This is a genomic window from Klebsiella sp. C239, assembly GCF_048822715.1.
Classification (GTDB): domain Bacteria; phylum Pseudomonadota; class Gammaproteobacteria; order Enterobacterales; family Enterobacteriaceae; genus Klebsiella; species Klebsiella quasipneumoniae.
Genome location: NZ_JBMEZK010000013.1, coordinates 68,095 through 83,629 on the forward strand (window position 1 = coordinate 68,095; position 15,535 = coordinate 83,629).

Here is a 15,535-nt window from a genome sequence, read left to right on the forward strand (position 1 = left end):
GGGCCGAATGCAATTATAGATGGGGGGGATTTTGAGGGTTTCAACCCCTGGCGGCGAGACGAATGCAGTTCGCGTGTCCAGCCATCTTCAGGCGGGTGATCATCTCGTTGGCGCTTTCTTTGCCTTTCAGCGGGCCAATGACCACGCGGTTCCAGCCGTTGTTGGTGGTGATGTGCGAGGCAAACCCTTCGAAAGCCAGCTGAGCGCGGACGGTTTCGGCCTGCTCGGCGCCTTTAAAGGAGCCGCACTGGATCATCCAGCTACGATCGTCTTTTTTCTCGGCGGTCGTTTTCGGCGCTTCCTCCACTCGAGTCACCGGCGCGGCGGCCTGCGCGCGCGGCTGCGTAGTCGTAGTGTGCGCCGGCGTCTGCAGCAGATCCTGGTACGGCTGCTGGTTTGACGCGGTCTGCTTCGGCTGTTGCTGCTGGACCGGCTTCGGCTGCTGAACGCGCGGCGGCTGCTGCACGGTCTGCTGCTGAGTTTGCGCCCACTGTTGCTGTTGCGCCTGCTGCTGTTGCTGCGCTAAACGCTGGCGCTGCAGCGTCTGCTGGCGCTGGGCCGGCGTTTGTTCGTTCCACGGCACTTCGGTCAGCTGAGTCGGCTGTTGACGCATATCGGCCTGCATCTGGGCCAGCAGCTGACGCTGTTCGTCGGTCAGTTGCTCCGGTTTCATCACTTCGCCGCCGGCGGTCGGTTCGGTCGGCGCGCGAACGCCCGGCTGGCGGCTTTCCAGCTCTTTAATATAACGCCAGCGCTCTTCCGGTTTTGGCGGCAAGCCGTTGCCGGCGGCCTGGCGATTTTGCATCGCTTCCGCTTCTTCTTTCTTATGGTGCGTAATGAAATAGAGTCCACCGATAAAGGCCACCAGCACAGCCGCCGCGATCGCCACCATAGCCGGTGAAATTGCCGGGAGGCTGCTTTGCTTATTCCTTGAGCTTCGGGTAGTGCTCTTTTTGCGCCGCGAAGAAGCCGGTTGGCTGCGGCGTACATAATCTCGTTGTGCCACTATCGTTTCGCTGTCTTATATTCGTTCGTCAGCCCGCCATGTTACTTAAGCGGCGGGCCTTTGACCAGAAGAGCAGGCCCGAAAGCCTGATGGTTATCGTCTGATTTTTTGCGTACTGCCGCGAACAATCAGTTCGCAATCGAGCAGGCGCGAGCCGCTGTTCACGTTATGACCCTGCATTTGCTCAAGTAATAGCAGCATTCCTTCACGGCCGATATCAAAACGCGGCTGTGACACGGTGGTCAATGGCGGATCGCAAAATTCAGACAACGCGATGTTATCGAAGCCGACAATCGACAGGTCGTCCGGCACTTTCAGACCGCGGCGTTTCGCCAGCGATAAGGCGCCCAGCGCCATCACATCGCTATGGCAAAAGACCGCGGTGGGCGGTACCGGCTGCGACAGCAGCTGCTCCAGCGCATTGGCGCCAGCTTCGAAGGTAAAGTTGCCGCGAGCGATATAGTGCGGATCAACGGTGATACCGCTGCGGCGCAGCGCCTGCACGTAACCCTGCAGGCGATAATGGCACAGCGGCATATCTTCCGGGCCGGCGATGCAGCCGATACGCTGGTGTCCCAGCTCGTGAAGATAGTTTACCGCGTTAAAAGCCGCCGTCAGGTTATCGATGTGGACGGTGGGCAGCTCCAGCTCCGGCGCGAACTCGTTCGACATGACCATCGGCGGCAAATTACGCTGCTCTTCCACGCTGGCGTCAAACGGCAGGCGCGAGCTGAGCAGCACCATGCCGTCAATCTGCTTGGTGATGATAAGGTCGATAAAGGTTTTTTCTTTCTGATTCTGGTGGGCGCAATCGCCGATTAACACCAGATATCCGTGCTCGGCGGCAGTGACTTCAATACCGCGGATCACTTCGCTAAAAAAGGGATCGCAGATATCCGGGACGATCACGAGGATCGTCCGCGATTCGTTGCGCTTCATATTGCGTCCGAGCGACTGCGGTAAATAGCCGACTTCCAGCGCCGCCTGCTCGACCCGGTTACGGGTGGCTTGCGACACCTTATCAGGGTTCATCAACGCTCGGGACACGGTTGCCGTGGAAACGTTTGCCTTTAAGGCGACGTCTTTCATGGTGGCGGCAACCACTTGTTTTTTGGGCTTCACCTGGTTTCTCCTCGCTGAATGGCGCTGGCATTTCCCTTGCGCGCTAACTGCTGCATCATTTTTATCAGATAGTCGCGGCAGTGAGTTACAGAATTTTCATGAAAAACGTGATGCTTGTTAAATTTTTCGATCCGGCTCGCAAGAGAAGGCTTACCCTTCAATAGGATCGACATCCAGCACCCACTTCACTTTTTTCGCCTCCGGCAGCGTATTGATCAGCGCCAGCGTACCGCTGACGATATGCTGCAGGCGTACCCGCGAAGGATGCTGCAGCAATATCTGCCACCGCCAGCGGCCGCCGCGCTTCGGCGCCAGCGCCGGAACCGGACCGAGCACCCATAGCTTGTCGTCGGCCAGCGGACTGGCCTGCAGCAGATTGCGCAGCTGTTGTAAAAACAGCGGCGCCTGCTGGTTGTTATGGTCTTCCGCACGAATCAGCACATGGCTGGTCCACGGCGGTAGCTGCATTGTCTGCCGCTCTGCCAGCGCCTGTTCGGCGAAGGCGTCGTAGCCTTTATACAGCAGGGTCTGCAGCAGAGGGTGTTCAGGATGGTGGGTTTGCAGGATCACTTCGCCCTGTTTTCCTGCCCGTCCCGCTCGCCCGGAGACCTGGGTATAGAGCTGAGCGAAACGCTCGGCGGAGCGGAAATCCGCGGAAAACAGCGCCCCGTCGACGTCCAGCAGGGAGACGAGGGTGACGTCCGGGAAGTGGTGGCCTTTGGCCAGCATCTGGGTGCCAATTAAAATACGCGCCCCGCCGCGATGGACGGCGGCGAGATGCTCCTCCAGCGCCCCTTTGCGGCTGGTGGTATCGCGGTCGATACGCGAGATAGGCACGTCAGGGAACAGCGGCGCCAGGGCCTGCTCCAGCTGTTCGGTGCCGATACCCACCGGCACCAGGTGCGTGGAGCCGCAGGAGGGACATTGGCGCGGGATAGGGCGCTGACTGTCGCAATGGTGGCAGCGCAGATGGTGCTGCGCCTGGTGCAACGTGTAGTAGCTGTCGCAGCGCGGACATTCCGCTATCCAGCCGCAGTCGTGGCACAGCAGCGCTGGCGCAAAGCCGCGGCGGTTAAGAAACAGGATCACCTGGTTATCCGCCTGCAGATGCTGGCGCATACGGTTAATCAGCGCGGGAGACAGACCCGCCTGCAGCGGTTGCCCTTTGAGATCGAGCACGTGCTGCTGGGCAGGGCGCGCATTGCCCGCGCGTTTGCTTAAGGTTAACTGGCGGTATTTGCCCTGGCGGACGTTATGCAGGGTCTCCAGCGCCGGCGTCGCCGAGCCGAGAATAATCGGGATCTGTTCGCTGTGGGCGCGCCATACCGCCAGGTCGCGGGCATGGTAGCGCCAGCCCTCCTGCTGCTTGTAGGAGCTGTCATGCTCTTCGTCGATAACGATGACGCCGAGGTCTTTAAACGGGGTAAACAGCGAGGAGCGGGTGCCGATCACAATGGCCGCTTCGCCGTTTTTCGCCTTCAGCCAGGCCGAAAGACGTTCGCTGTCATTGAGTCCGGAGTGCAGCACTTCCACCGGCGCGTTAAAGCGCTGGCGGAAGCGGGCGATGGTCTGCGGCGTCAGACCGATCTCCGGCACCATCACCAGCGCCTGGCGCCCCTGCGCCAGCACATTCTCCAGCACGCTCAAATAGACTTCCGTTTTCCCTGAGCCGGTAATACCCGCCAGCAGCCAGGCGGAGAAGCGATCGGCGGCGCTGTGGATCGCCCCGACGGCGGTGGCTTGCTCGGTATTAAGACGCAGGCGTTCGCCGGCAACCGAATACGCGCTGCGCCAGTCGATGAGGGCGGGCGCTTCGCAGGCCAGCTCCGCCAGCCCTTTGCCGCGCAGCGCCTGCAGCGCCGCTTCATTAAATTCCAGTTCGCCAACCTGATGACGCCAGATTTTTCCCTGGCGCAGCGCCGCCAGCGCCTGCTGCTGCTTCGGCGAGCGTTTCAGACCGTTAAGGTCGACGGCCTGCCCCTGCTCGGTGGCGAACCAGTACCACAGCGGCGTCGCGCTGGCGGGTTTGCCCTGGCGCAGCAGAATGGGCAGCGCATGGAACAGCACATCGCCAATCGGATGATGGTAATACTCAGCCGCCCACATCAGCAGCCGCCAGATGGTACCGGAGAAGACCGGTTCGTCGTCCAGCGCTTCCGCGACCGGTTTTAGCTCGTCCAGCGGCAGCTCGCTGCGTTCGCTGACCGCCGCGACAATACCGATCCGCTCCTGTTTGCCGAACGGCACCCGCACCCGACAGCCCGCTTTGACCGCCATGCCTTCAGGCAGCAGATAGTCAAAAGTGCGCGGTAGCGGAACGGGTAGGGCAACGTGGGCGACGGGCATGTCATCTTCCTGACTTGAAATCTGGCGGGATAGTATACACATTACGATAAGGCGGCGCGGATCAGTTTGCATATGCTGGTCAAATTCTGTATGATTCGCCGCCTTTGATGCGCTTTATATCGCATTGAAGATTGACCATTACCGCGTGCTTCACGCTGTCAACAGCGTAGAGGGCGACGGGAAATTACTAATATCGCGTGGTGTCTGGCGTTAGGGCTGGAAGAGCGACGCGGCCTTAACTGAGGTTCTCCCATGAAAAAAGGTATTCACCCAAATTACGACGAAATTACTGCTACCTGTTCTTGCGGTAATGTCATGAAAATCCGCTCCACCGTAGGTCACGACCTGAACCTCGACGTGTGCGGCAAATGCCACCCGTTCTTCACCGGCAAACAGCGTGATGTTGCTACCGGTGGCCGTGTTGACCGCTTCAACAAGCGCTTCAGCATCCCGGGCAGCAAGTAAGTTGCCAGAAGAAGCCGCCTCAGGGCGGCTTTTTTGTGTCTCTCGCCTGCCTGGGCGGGAAAGAAAAAGGGCGGAAGCGTGCTTCCGCCCTTTTTATCGTCTCAGTATTCCCACGTATCCGGGTCGATACCCAGTTCACGCATAATCGCTTTCGCCGCTTCCGGGATCTCATCGCTGCGCTCTTTACGCAGGTCTTCATCGTTAGGCAACGGTTGTCCGGTAAAGGCATGCAGGAACGCTTCGCACAGCAGTTCGCTGTTGGTCGCGTGACGCAGGTTATTCACCTGACGACGCGTGCGTTCATCGGTGAGGATTTTTAACACCTTCAGAGGAATGGAAACCGTAATTTTCTTTACTTGCTCACTCTTCTTACCGTGCTCAGCGTATGGGCTGATATATTCGCCGCTCCATTCAGCCATGAGATACCTTAATCCTCTGTTTATTAGTGAAGGGCCAGAATATTCCGCCCGGGCTATAATCGCGCGTAGTTTACCGTATGCGCGGGCTTTCTGACATGAGATAAGCCGCCGCCGACGTGCGCTAATGCATATAATTTTAACGGCTATTTGCACTTTGCTCAATCTATACGCAAAGAAGTTTAGATGTCCAGATGTATTGACGTCTATTGTGACAATGTTTACTCTGAAGCCTGACTTTTCACCGATTCAGCCCAGGAACTTCCCAACATGACGCGTAAACAGGCCACCATCGCAGTGCGTAGCGGTTTAAATGACGACGAGCAGTACGGTTGCGTTGTCCCGCCGATCCACCTCTCCAGTACCTATAACTTCACCGACTTTAATGAACCTCGTGCTCACGACTATTCACGCCGCGGCAACCCGACGCGTGATGTGGTGCAGCGCGCTTTAGCGGAGCTGGAGGGCGGCGCTGGCGCGGTGCTGACCAATACCGGTATGTCGGCGATCCTGCTGGTGACGACGGTGTTCCTTAAGCCTGGCGATCTGCTGGTGGCGCCGCACGACTGCTACGGCGGCAGCTACCGTCTGTTCGATAGCCTGGCGAAGCGCGGCTGCTATCGCGTTCAGTTCGTCGATCAAAACGATGAGCAGGCGCTGCGGGCGGCGCTGGCGGAAAAACCGAAGCTGGTGCTGGTCGAAAGCCCAAGTAATCCATTGCTGCGGGTGGTGGATATTGCGAAAATCTGTGGTCTGGCGCGCGAAGCCGGGGCGATCAGCGTGGTCGATAACACCTTCCTGAGTCCGGCGCTGCAAAACCCGCTGGCGCTGGGCGCCGATCTGGTGTTGCACTCCTGTACTAAATACCTTAATGGTCACTCTGATGTGGTGGCCGGGGTGGTGATTGCCAACGATCCGGCGACTGTCACCGAACTGGCATGGTGGGCGAATAACATTGGCGTCACCGGCAGCGCCTTCGACAGCTATCTGCTGTTGCGCGGGCTGCGGACGCTTTCTCCACGCATGGAAGTGGCGCAACGTAATGCCCTGGCGATCGTCGAGTATCTGAAAACCCAGCCGCTGGTGAAAAAGCTGTATCATCCGTCGCTGCCGGAAAACCAGGGGCATGAAATTGCGGCGCGTCAGCAAAAAGGTTTTGGCGCAATGTTAAGCTTCGAGCTGGACGGTGACGAGCAGACGCTGCGCCGCTTCCTGAGCGGGCTGTCGCTGTTTACACTGGCGGAATCGCTGGGGGGCGTTGAAAGCCTGATTTCCCATGCGGCAACGATGACGCATGCCGGCATGGCGCCTGAAGCGCGTGCCGCCGCCGGAATTTCAGAAACGCTCCTGCGTATTTCGACCGGTATCGAAGATGGTGAAGATTTAATTGCCGACCTGGAAAATGGCTTCCGGGCAGCAAACGAGGAATAAAGATGAGTGTGATTGCGCAGGCAGGGGCGAAGGGTCGTCAGCTGCACAAATTTGGTGGGAGTAGTTTAGCGGATGCGAAATGTTACCTGCGCGTCGCGGGGATCATGAAGGAGTATTCGCAGGCGGGGGACATGATGGTCGTCTCCGCCGCTGGCAGCACCACCAACCAGCTGATCAGCTGGCTTAAGCTTAGCCAGAGCGATCGCCTTGCTGCGCATCAGGTTCAGCAGTCGCTTCGCCGCTATCACACCGAGCTGATTGGCGGTCTGGTGGAACCTGCGGCGGCGGATACGTTGATCGCCGCCTTTATCCACGACCTTGAGCGTCTGGCTGGTCTGCTGGACGGCGGGGTTTCCGAAGCGGTCTATGCGGAAGTGGTCGGCCATGGGGAAGTGTGGTCCGCGCGCCTGATGGCGGCGGTTCTCAACCAGCTGGGAATGGAAGCCGCCTGGCTGGACGCGCGCGCGTTCCTGCGCGCGGAACGCGCCGCGCAGCCGCAGGTGGATGAAGGGTTATCCTATCCACTGCTGCAGCAGCTGATGGCGCAGCATCCTAACAAGCGTCTGGTGGTGACCGGCTTTATCTCCCGCAACCAGGCCGGTGAAACCGTCCTGCTGGGCCGTAACGGGTCTGACTACTCTGCCACCCAGATCGGCGCGCTGGCGGGCGCTTCCCGCGTCACTATCTGGAGCGATGTCGCCGGGGTGTACAGCGCGGATCCGCGCAAGGTGAAAGACGCCTGTCTGCTGCCGCTGCTGCGTCTGGACGAAGCCAGCGAGCTGGCGCGTCTGGCCGCGCCGGTGCTCCATGCCCGCACGCTACAGCCGGTTTCCGCCAGCGATATCGATCTGCAGTTACGCTGCAGCTATACGCCGGAACAGGGTTCCACGCGCATTGAGCGCGTGCTGGCCTCCGGTACTGGCGCCCGGATTGTCACCAGCCATGACGATGTCTGCCTGGTGGAGTTTCAGGTGCCGGCCGGTCACGATTTCAAACTGGCGCATAAAGAGCTGGACGCCCTGCTCAAACGCGCCCAGCTGCGCCCGTTAGCCGTTGGCGTCCATGCCGACCGCAAACTGCTGCAGTTCTGCTATACCTCCGAGGTGGCCGACAGCGCGCTGAAGCTGCTCGATGAGGCAGGTCTGCCGGGCGAGCTGCGTCTGCGTCAGAAGCTGGCGCTGGTGGCGATGGTGGGCGCGGGCGTCACCCGCAACCCACTGCACTGCCACCGTTTCTGGCAGCAGCTGAAAGGGCAGCCGGTGGAGTTCACCTGGCAGTCGGAAGAGGGGATCAGCCTGGTGGCCGTCCTGCGCGCCGGGCCGACGGAAAGCCTGATCCAGGGGCTGCACCAGTCCTTGTTTCGTGCCGAAAAGCGTATCGGCCTGATGCTGTTCGGCAAAGGGAACATCGGTTCCCGCTGGCTGGAGCTGTTCGCCCGTGAACAAACCACGCTCTCGGCGCGCACCGGCTTTGAGTTTGTGCTCGCTGGCGTGGTCGACAGTAAACGCAGTCTGCTGAACTACGACGGGCTGGACGCCAGCCGGGCGCTGGCTTTCTTCAACGATGAAGCGGTGGAGCAAGATGAAGAGTCGCTGTTCCTGTGGATGCGCGCGCACCCGTATGATGATTTAGTGGTGCTGGACGTCACCGCCAGCGAGCGGCTGGCAGACCAGTATCTTGATTTCGCCAGCCATGGCTTCCACGTGATCAGCGCCAACAAGCTGGCGGGGGCCAGCAGCAGCGATAAGTATCGCCAGATCCACGACGCGTTTGAGAAGACAGGGCGCCACTGGCTGTATAACGCCACCGTGGGCGCCGGCTTGCCGGTGAACCATACGGTGCGCGACCTGATCGACAGCGGCGATACCATCCTCGGCCTGAGCGGTATCTTCTCGGGAACGCTCTCCTGGCTGTTCCTGCAGTTTGATGGCACCGTGCCGTTCACCGACCTGGTGGATCAGGCGTGGCAGCAGGGTCTGACCGAGCCGGATCCGCGCGTCGATCTGTCCGGTAAAGATGTGATGCGCAAGCTGGTGATCCTCGCGCGGGAAGCGGGTTACGACATCGAGCCGGATCAGGTGCGCGTGGAATCACTGGTCCCGGCGCACTGTGAAGAGGGTTCGGTCGATCACTTCTTTGAGAATGGCGAAGAGCTGAACGAGCAGATGCTGCAGCGCCTGGAGGCGGCCCGCGAGATGGGGCTGGTGCTCCGCTACGTGGCGCGTTTTGATGCCAACGGCAAAGCACGCGTCGGCGTGGAAGCGGTACGCGAAGAGCACCCGCTGGCGGCGCTGCTGCCGTGCGATAACGTGTTCGCTATCGAAAGCCGCTGGTATCGCGATAATCCGCTGGTGATCCGCGGGCCCGGCGCCGGGCGCGATGTGACCGCCGGGGCGATCCAGTCGGATATTAACCGTCTGGCGCAGCTGCTGTAGTCCCGGGAAAAAGACCAGGCGCGGCCTGGTCTTTTTTGTTAGTGCGCCGCAAAAACTGCTTTAGCGGCAAACAGGCCGTTTAGCGCCGCCGGGAATCCGGCGTAGACCGCCATCTGCATGATCACTTCCGTAATTTCCTCTTGCGTCAGACCGACATTTAATCCCGCAGCAATATGCACTTTCAGCTGCGGCTCGGCGTTACCCAGCGCGGTGAGCGCGGCGATGGTGGCGATTTCCCGGCTACGCAAATCAAGCCCTGGCCGGGCGTAAATATCGCCGAAGGGGAACTCAATCAGATAGCGGGCGAAGTCGGGGGCGATATCCCGCAGGCTGTTGACGACGGCCTCCCCGCCGCTACCGTCCACGCGCTGAAGCATTTCCTGACCGGTGGTATAACGTTCGCTGGACATCGTTTTTTCCTCTCTGTGATGATGCGTTGAGAGGAAGGGTAGGGAAGTTTACCGGACTTGAGTAATACCCTTTTCGTGATACCTTTTCAGTATGACAACTTCGCGATTACATTCTCTTGATATCCGCCTGCTGCGTGCCTTTGCCGTGGTGGCGGAGGAAAATAACATCAGCCGGGCGGCGCAGCGGTTATTTATCTCGCAGCCGCCGCTGAGTCGCCATATGCGCTATCTGGAAGCGCAGCTGGGGGTGACGCTGTTTCAGCGCCATAGCAAAGGCCTGATCCTTACCGACGCGGGCAGAGAGGTGCTGGCGATCATTCGGCCCATGCTGGCGCTCCAGGAACGCACGCTGGCGGCATTGAGTGAGCTCTCCGTTCACTCGCCGCCGTCTCTGCGTCTGGGCGTGACCACCGCCTTCGAACAAGGCATTTTCGCTGCTGTTGAATCTGAGCTGAGCGAACATACCCGCGGGTTGCATATCACCCGCCACGCCTCACCGGCGCTGGCGCAGCAGGTGCGCAAAGGCAAACTCGATGCGGCGCTGGTCGCGCTGCCGCTCAATACTGAAGGGCTGCACCTGCATCCATTGCCGTATCAGGAGCCGCTCATCGCGGCAGTGCCAGCCTCCTGGCCGGAAGCCGTCATACCAGCGTTAACGCTAAGCGCGCTCAATCATCGGCCGCTGTTCTGGTTTAAACGCGAGCGTAACCCCGATTTCTTTGACTACACGCGGCGCATTTTCGACCGGGCTGGCTATACCCCCGCTTATGTGGAAGAGCCCGCCGAACATGATGTGCTGCTGGCGCGAATCGCGCGTGGGGAAGGCATGATCCTCCTGCCGGCGTCCTTTTCCGCGATCCAGCGTCAGGGGGTAGTGTTCTGTCCTGTCGCTGAAGGCGACAGCATGCCGTTAAGCCTTGGGGTGATCTATGCGCCTCACCAGGCAGGAGCCGTGCAGCAATGGCTCTCACTGCTGGATGATCACCTGACGACTCGCTCGTCTCATGCTGAATATCGTTCTACCCCATGTTGACCGCAGAGCGGGCTCTTTCGGCTGGCAAAGCGCCGGTAGATGAAGTTTTTTCATGTTGGCAGCCTTTTCCTCACTCTTTACGCAGATTTTTCTATTGACGCCCGGGCGCTTTTCCGTCATTTTTACATCTGGACGTCTAAACGTATAGAAGTTCGCAATACAACAGCCATTACATGCGATTGATGAGGTAAGGTATGAGCTTTTTTCACGCCAATCAGCGGGAAGCCCTGAATCAGAGCCTGGCGGAAGTCCAGGGCCAGATTAATGTGTCCTTTGAATTCTTTCCGCCGCGCACCAGTGAAATGGAGCAAACCCTGTGGAAATCCATCGATCGCCTGAGCAGTCTGAAACCGAAGTTTGTCTCGGTGACCTATGGCGCGAACTCCGGCGAGCGCGATCGCACCCACAGCATCATCAAAGGTATTAAAGAGCGAACCGGTCTGGAAGCGGCGCCGCACCTGACCTGTATCGATGCTACTCGCGATGAGCTGCGCACTATCGCCCAGGATTACTGGAACAACGGCATCCGCCATATCGTCGCTCTGCGCGGCGACCTGCCGCCGGGCAGCGGTAAACCGGAGATGTACGCCGCCGATCTGGTCACTCTGCTGAAAGAGGTGGGGGATTTTGATATCTCCGTCGCCGCGTATCCGGAAGTGCATCCGGAAGCGAAAAGCGCGCAGGCGGATTTGCTCAACCTGAAACGCAAAGTCGAGGCAGGCGCCAACCGCGCGATCACCCAGTTCTTCTTCGATGTGGAAAGCTACCTGCGTTTTCGCGATCGCTGCGTCTCGGCGGGCATCGACGTGGAAATTATTCCGGGTATCCTGCCGGTTTCCAACTTTAAACAGGCGAAAAAGTTTGCGGATATGACCAACGTTCGTATCCCGGTGTGGATGTCGAAAATGTTCGAAGGGCTGGATAATGACGCCGAAACCCGGCAGCTGGTGGGGGCGAATATCGCCATGGACATGGTGAAGATCTTAAGTCGGGAAGGGGTAAAAGATTTCCACTTCTACACCCTTAACCGCGCCGAAATGAGCTACGCCATCTGTCATACGCTGGGCGTGCGTCCGGCCTGAGTGCTTGCCGTTTCCGCCGTCAGTGGGCGACGCGTCCGGCTGATAAACATAAAAAAACACCCGGCTGACGCCGGGTGTTTTGCTCTGGATTATTCCCATTCCTGCAGGAAGCGCTGGCCATATTGGTCGGCGACCAGCAGCGCGGCGTAGACCTGGTCGGCGTCGACGCCGCCCGGCATATTGTGGATGGTTTCGCCTTCAGCGCAGGCGGCTTCCGCCACCAGGCGCATTTTGGTCGGGATGTCGCCTTTGATATCCAGCTGCGCCAGCGTGATCGGCAGCCCAACGCTGTGGCACAGCGCGGCGACAGTCTCGATCTCTTCCACCGGCGCGTTTTCCAGCACCAACTGCGTCAGGGTGCCGAACGCCACTTTTTCACCGTGATAATAGTGGTGGGCGTCAGGGATGGCCGTCATGCCGTTATGAATCGCGTGGGCTGCCGCCAGGCCACCGCTTTCAAAACCGACGCCGCTCAGATAGGTGTTGGCTTCCACCACCCGCTCCAGCGCCGGAGTGACCACGTGCTGTTCGGCGGCCAGCATCGCTTTTTCACCCTCTTCGAGTAAGGTGTTGTAGCACAGCTCGGCCAGCGCCAGCGCCGCCTGGGTGCATTTCCCGCCCGCCATGGTGGTGGCGCCGCTGCGTGAGCAGGCGCGGGCTTCGAACCAGGTGGCCAGCGCATCGCCAATCCCGGCGGCCAGCAGGCGAGCCGGCGCGCCAGCAACGATCTGCGTATCGACAATGACCATGTTAGGGTTGTGCGGCAGCATCAGATAGCTGTCGAACTCGCCTTCGTCGGTGTAAATCACCGACAGCGCGCTGCACGGCGCATCGGTGGAGGCGATGGTGGGGGCGATCGCCACCGGCACCTTCATAAAATGGGCCAGCGCTTTCGCGGTATCCAGGGTTTTACCACCGCCGATCCCCAGCACGGCGGTGCATTTCGCACTGCCGGCGATATCGCGCAGGCGATTGATTTCATTATGCGAACATTCACCGCCAAACGGCGCGATTTCCGCCGCCAGGCCGGCGTCAGCCAGGCTTTTGCGTAGCATTTCTTCCGCGAATCCCAGCACGAATTTATCGCCAACGACCAGCCAGCGTTCGGCCAGCGGTTTCAGGTAGTCGCCAAGGCGCTTGATGGCGCCTGCGCCTTGGATGTATTTGCCTGGTGATTGAATAATGCGATCCATTTCGATTCCTCCTCGATGACCGTGATGCCGCCCGCAGGCGGCGCGCGGGTCCGGTTACAGGTTCAGCGTGCCAAAGGCGTTATTCCAGTCCTGTTCAAACTTCTCTATAGCTGACTCTACCGCAGGGGTGCCGAGCATTTGTTGCGCTACATCTAGTGGAAGGGTGATTGCTTCGCAGCCAGCCAGCAGGCAATCCAGCGCCTGACGGGGCGTTTTGAAGCTTGCCGCCAGCACTTTGCTTTCGGGCGCATGCATTTCCAGCAGGGATTGCAGTTCCTGCACCATGCGGATGCCGTCTCCGCCCTGAGCGTCGACGCGGTTAACGTAAGGCGCGACGTACTTTGCGCCAGCCAGCGCGGCCAGCAGACCCTGTGAAGCGCTGTAGACGGCGGTGCCAAGGGTCGGGATGCCTTCTTTCTTCAGCATCTTGATAGCGGCGAGGCCTTCGGCGGTGACCGGGATTTTGACCACGATGCCCGGCACGGCGTTGCTCAGGCGTTTGGCTTCTGCCACCATGCCCTGCGCATCGCGGCTCATGGTCTGCGCGAACAGAATCCCTTCCGGACCAACGGCTTTTTGCAGGCGCGGCAGTACATCCCACACCGGGGTTTTACCGGCGGCGATAATGCTCGGGTTGGTGGTCACCCCGGCCAGCGGGTAGATGCGGGCCAGGCGTTCCACTTCGGCGACGTTGGCGGTATCCAGATAGAGTTCCATAGCGTTTTCCTCAATGCTTAATTCGGTGCTGTCGTTGAGGTAAGCATACGGCTTTCGTTCGAAGGATCGCCAGATGACAAATTTGCCAAAAACTGGATAAATGTACGCATCGCGATTAAGGATGATTTAGATCACATTTATCGACGCTGGCTGGGATGGCAGGAAACTATAGCGCGCACAAAAGTCAGGTTTAACACACAAAAATCTAGTTCTTTGCCGCGGACGATTTTTCCGTCAGCTGGCTATGGTACTGGCGGCGGTATTCAGACGGCGAGCGTTCCGTGGTTTTGCGGAACAGGCGGCAGAAGTAGTTGCTGTCGGCGAAGCCGCAGGCGTGGGCAATGTCTTTCACTTTCATATCGTGGCCCTTCAGCAGCATACGGGCCTGTTCGAGACGAATGTGGTTTAGATATTCATTGAAGCCCATTGGCCCACATTTCTGGAACAGATGGGAAAGATAGTTGGGAGAGAGATAGAACGCCTGGGCGACCGATTCCCGGCTCAGCGGCTCCGCGTAATGGACCTCGATGTACTGACGGATTGCCTCGAACAGCGCCTGGCTGCGCGAGGAGGTTTGCGCCTGGCTGCCGAGAAGATCATGGCAGTGGCTGAGCAGGCTGATGACGATGCTGCGGGCGGTTTGCTGCTCCTGCGGCTGCATCCGGATCTCGTTGAGCGCCTGCAGCAGGAAGGAACCGACGCGCGGCCCGCGACGCAGCGCCTGTAGCTTTTCAACAACGGCGATCGTCTTGCCATTCCAGCGCTGCAGCGAGCACTCCAGCTGCTGCTTAGCGAACAGGATGCTTAACAGCAGGCAGGGCGCCTGCCACTGTGGGCAGTTCCAGCTATCGCCAGGAATATAGAGCACGTCATGGGCCTCCAGGAGCGGGGCGTTATCGCCGAGCGCCTGGTCGCGCAGCTGCCCATCGAGGAGGATATTCAGACGGGGAAAATCAACCTGCACCACCGGTTCAGCAGGCGAGCGCGTCTCGCCGGCGAAATAAACCCGTCCGAGGCTGGTCTGCTTTTTTAGCAATGCATCAATAAGTTGATTGATATCGTTGTCCATCATTGTTCCGCCCCGCGCATCACCCTTTTCATCATACCGGACATTATTCCAGCGGTAAAAGCGCCAGCCTGTCGCTATTGCTTCTCAGTTACGATATGTTATATCGTAACAATTTGTCACCATTGATAGCAAACTCAGGAGAGAGTAATGACCAGAAAGATCCCCCTGCTGGCCTTGGGACTCGGCATGGCGCTAGCCAGCGCCCAGGCGTTCGCCCACGGCAACCATAGCCATGGGCCGGCGCTAACCGAAGTGGAGCGTCAGGCCAGCGAAGGCATTTTTGCGGATAAAGATGTGCAGGACCGCGCGCTGAGCGACTGGGAGGGCGTCTGGCAGTCGGTGAACCCGTATCTGCTCAACGGCGATCTCGATCCGGTGCTGGAGCAGAAGGCGAAAAAGCCCGGCGGCAAGAGCGTGGAGGAGTATCGCGCCTATTATAAGAAGGGCTACGCCACCGATGTGGAACAGATTGGCATTGAAGATGACGTGATTGAGTTCCACATTGGCGAGACCGTCAACAGCTGCAAATACCGCTATTCAGGCTACAAAATCCTGCATTACGCCTCCGGTAAGAAGGGCGTACGTTATCTGTTCGAGTGCCAGCAGGGCGATGCCAGCGCGCCAAAATATGTCCAGTTCAGCGACCACATCATTGGCCCGCGTAAATCGCAGCATTTCCATATTTTCATGGGCAATGAATCACAGGAAGCGTTGCTGAAAGAGATGGATAACTGGCCGACCTATTATCCGTATGCGCTGCATAAAGAGCAGATCGTTGATGAGATGCTGCACCACTAGAACGGGTGAAAA

At 59.1% G+C, this 15,535-nt stretch carries 14 protein-coding genes; 6 read left to right on the top strand and 8 right to left on the bottom strand.

Annotated features, from left to right (window positions below; genetic code table 11):
• Positions 1-40: 40 nt before the first annotated feature.
• The 3 genes from ftsN to priA all read right to left on the bottom strand — a co-directional run bounded on the left by ftsN (position 41) and on the right by priA (position 4,474).
• On the bottom strand, positions 41-1,006 hold the full coding sequence (gene ftsN, locus ACOI6Z_RS24435) for a cell division protein FtsN (protein ID WP_071997579.1): 966 nt from the start codon (positions 1,004-1,006) through the stop codon (positions 41-43).
• 93 nt (positions 1,007-1,099) lie between these two features.
• Positions 1,100-2,128, bottom strand: a complete 1,029-nt coding sequence (cytR, locus tag ACOI6Z_RS24440) for a DNA-binding transcriptional regulator CytR (RefSeq protein ID WP_004203676.1) — start codon at positions 2,126-2,128, stop codon at positions 1,100-1,102.
• Between the two features lie 150 nt (positions 2,129-2,278).
• A complete protein-coding gene (gene priA, locus ACOI6Z_RS24445) occupies positions 2,279-4,474 on the bottom strand; it encodes a primosomal protein N' (protein WP_064155670.1) in 2,196 nt (731 codons plus the stop codon).
• 252 nt (positions 4,475-4,726) lie between these two features.
• Between priA and rpmE the strand changes: the two genes are divergently transcribed.
• Positions 4,727-4,939, top strand: a complete 213-nt coding sequence (gene rpmE / locus ACOI6Z_RS24450; RefSeq protein WP_002882922.1) for a 50S ribosomal protein L31 — start codon at positions 4,727-4,729, stop codon at positions 4,937-4,939.
• Between the two features lie 101 nt (positions 4,940-5,040).
• Here rpmE and metJ read toward each other — a convergent pair whose 3' ends face one another.
• A complete protein-coding gene (gene metJ, locus ACOI6Z_RS24455; protein WP_002882924.1) occupies positions 5,041-5,358 on the bottom strand; it encodes a met regulon transcriptional regulator MetJ in 318 nt (105 codons plus the stop codon).
• Between the two features lie 267 nt (positions 5,359-5,625).
• On the opposite strand from metJ, the gene metB reads away from it, so the two are divergent.
• Entirely contained in the window at positions 5,626-6,786 is a 1,161-nt protein-coding gene (gene metB, locus ACOI6Z_RS24460; protein ID WP_004203678.1) for a cystathionine gamma-synthase, read from the top strand.
• A 2-nt stretch (positions 6,787-6,788) separates the two neighbouring features.
• On the top strand, positions 6,789-9,221 hold the full coding sequence (locus ACOI6Z_RS24465) for a bifunctional aspartate kinase/homoserine dehydrogenase II (protein ID WP_044520927.1): 2,433 nt from the start codon (positions 6,789-6,791) through the stop codon (positions 9,219-9,221).
• Between the two features lie 38 nt (positions 9,222-9,259).
• On the opposite strand, the gene ACOI6Z_RS24470 is transcribed toward ACOI6Z_RS24465, so the two are convergent.
• On the bottom strand, positions 9,260-9,631 hold the full coding sequence (locus ACOI6Z_RS24470; RefSeq protein WP_023291530.1) for a carboxymuconolactone decarboxylase family protein: 372 nt from the start codon (positions 9,629-9,631) through the stop codon (positions 9,260-9,262).
• Positions 9,632-9,722: 91 nt separating this feature from the next.
• On the opposite strand from ACOI6Z_RS24470, the gene ACOI6Z_RS24475 reads away from it, so the two are divergent.
• Both ACOI6Z_RS24475 and metF read left to right on the top strand, forming a co-directional pair.
• Positions 9,723-10,664 carry a LysR family transcriptional regulator gene (locus tag ACOI6Z_RS24475; protein ID WP_064158481.1) on the top strand — a complete coding sequence of 314 codons (942 nt, stop codon included), beginning with the start codon at positions 9,723-9,725 and terminating at the stop codon, positions 10,662-10,664.
• Between the two features lie 194 nt (positions 10,665-10,858).
• Positions 10,859-11,746 carry a methylenetetrahydrofolate reductase gene (gene metF / locus ACOI6Z_RS24480; protein ID WP_023291532.1) on the top strand — a complete coding sequence of 296 codons (888 nt, stop codon included), beginning with the start codon at positions 10,859-10,861 and terminating at the stop codon, positions 11,744-11,746.
• Between the two features lie 89 nt (positions 11,747-11,835).
• Here the strand turns inward: metF and gldA are convergent, their stop codons facing one another.
• The 3 genes from gldA to ACOI6Z_RS24495 all read right to left on the bottom strand — a co-directional run bounded on the left by gldA (position 11,836) and on the right by ACOI6Z_RS24495 (position 14,803).
• Positions 11,836-12,939 carry a bifunctional L-1,2-propanediol dehydrogenase/glycerol dehydrogenase gene (gene gldA, locus ACOI6Z_RS24485; protein ID WP_032454483.1) on the bottom strand — a complete coding sequence of 368 codons (1,104 nt, stop codon included), beginning with the start codon at positions 12,937-12,939 and terminating at the stop codon, positions 11,836-11,838.
• Between the two features lie 54 nt (positions 12,940-12,993).
• The gene (gene fsa, locus ACOI6Z_RS24490) at positions 12,994-13,656 is read right to left on the bottom strand and encodes a fructose-6-phosphate aldolase (protein WP_044520931.1); all 663 of its coding nucleotides are present in this window, start codon (positions 13,654-13,656) and stop codon (positions 12,994-12,996) included.
• 205 nt (positions 13,657-13,861) lie between these two features.
• Positions 13,862-14,803: an AraC family transcriptional regulator gene (locus tag ACOI6Z_RS24495; RefSeq protein WP_224256479.1), complete on the bottom strand. Its 942-nt coding sequence runs from the start codon at positions 14,801-14,803 to the stop codon at positions 13,862-13,864.
• A 69-nt stretch (positions 14,804-14,872) separates the two neighbouring features.
• Here ACOI6Z_RS24495 and zinT point away from each other — a divergent pair, with 69 nt between their 5' ends.
• Positions 14,873-15,523: a metal-binding protein ZinT gene (gene zinT, locus ACOI6Z_RS24500; protein ID WP_023291535.1), complete on the top strand. Its 651-nt coding sequence runs from the start codon at positions 14,873-14,875 to the stop codon at positions 15,521-15,523.
• Positions 15,524-15,535 lie beyond the last annotated feature (12 nt).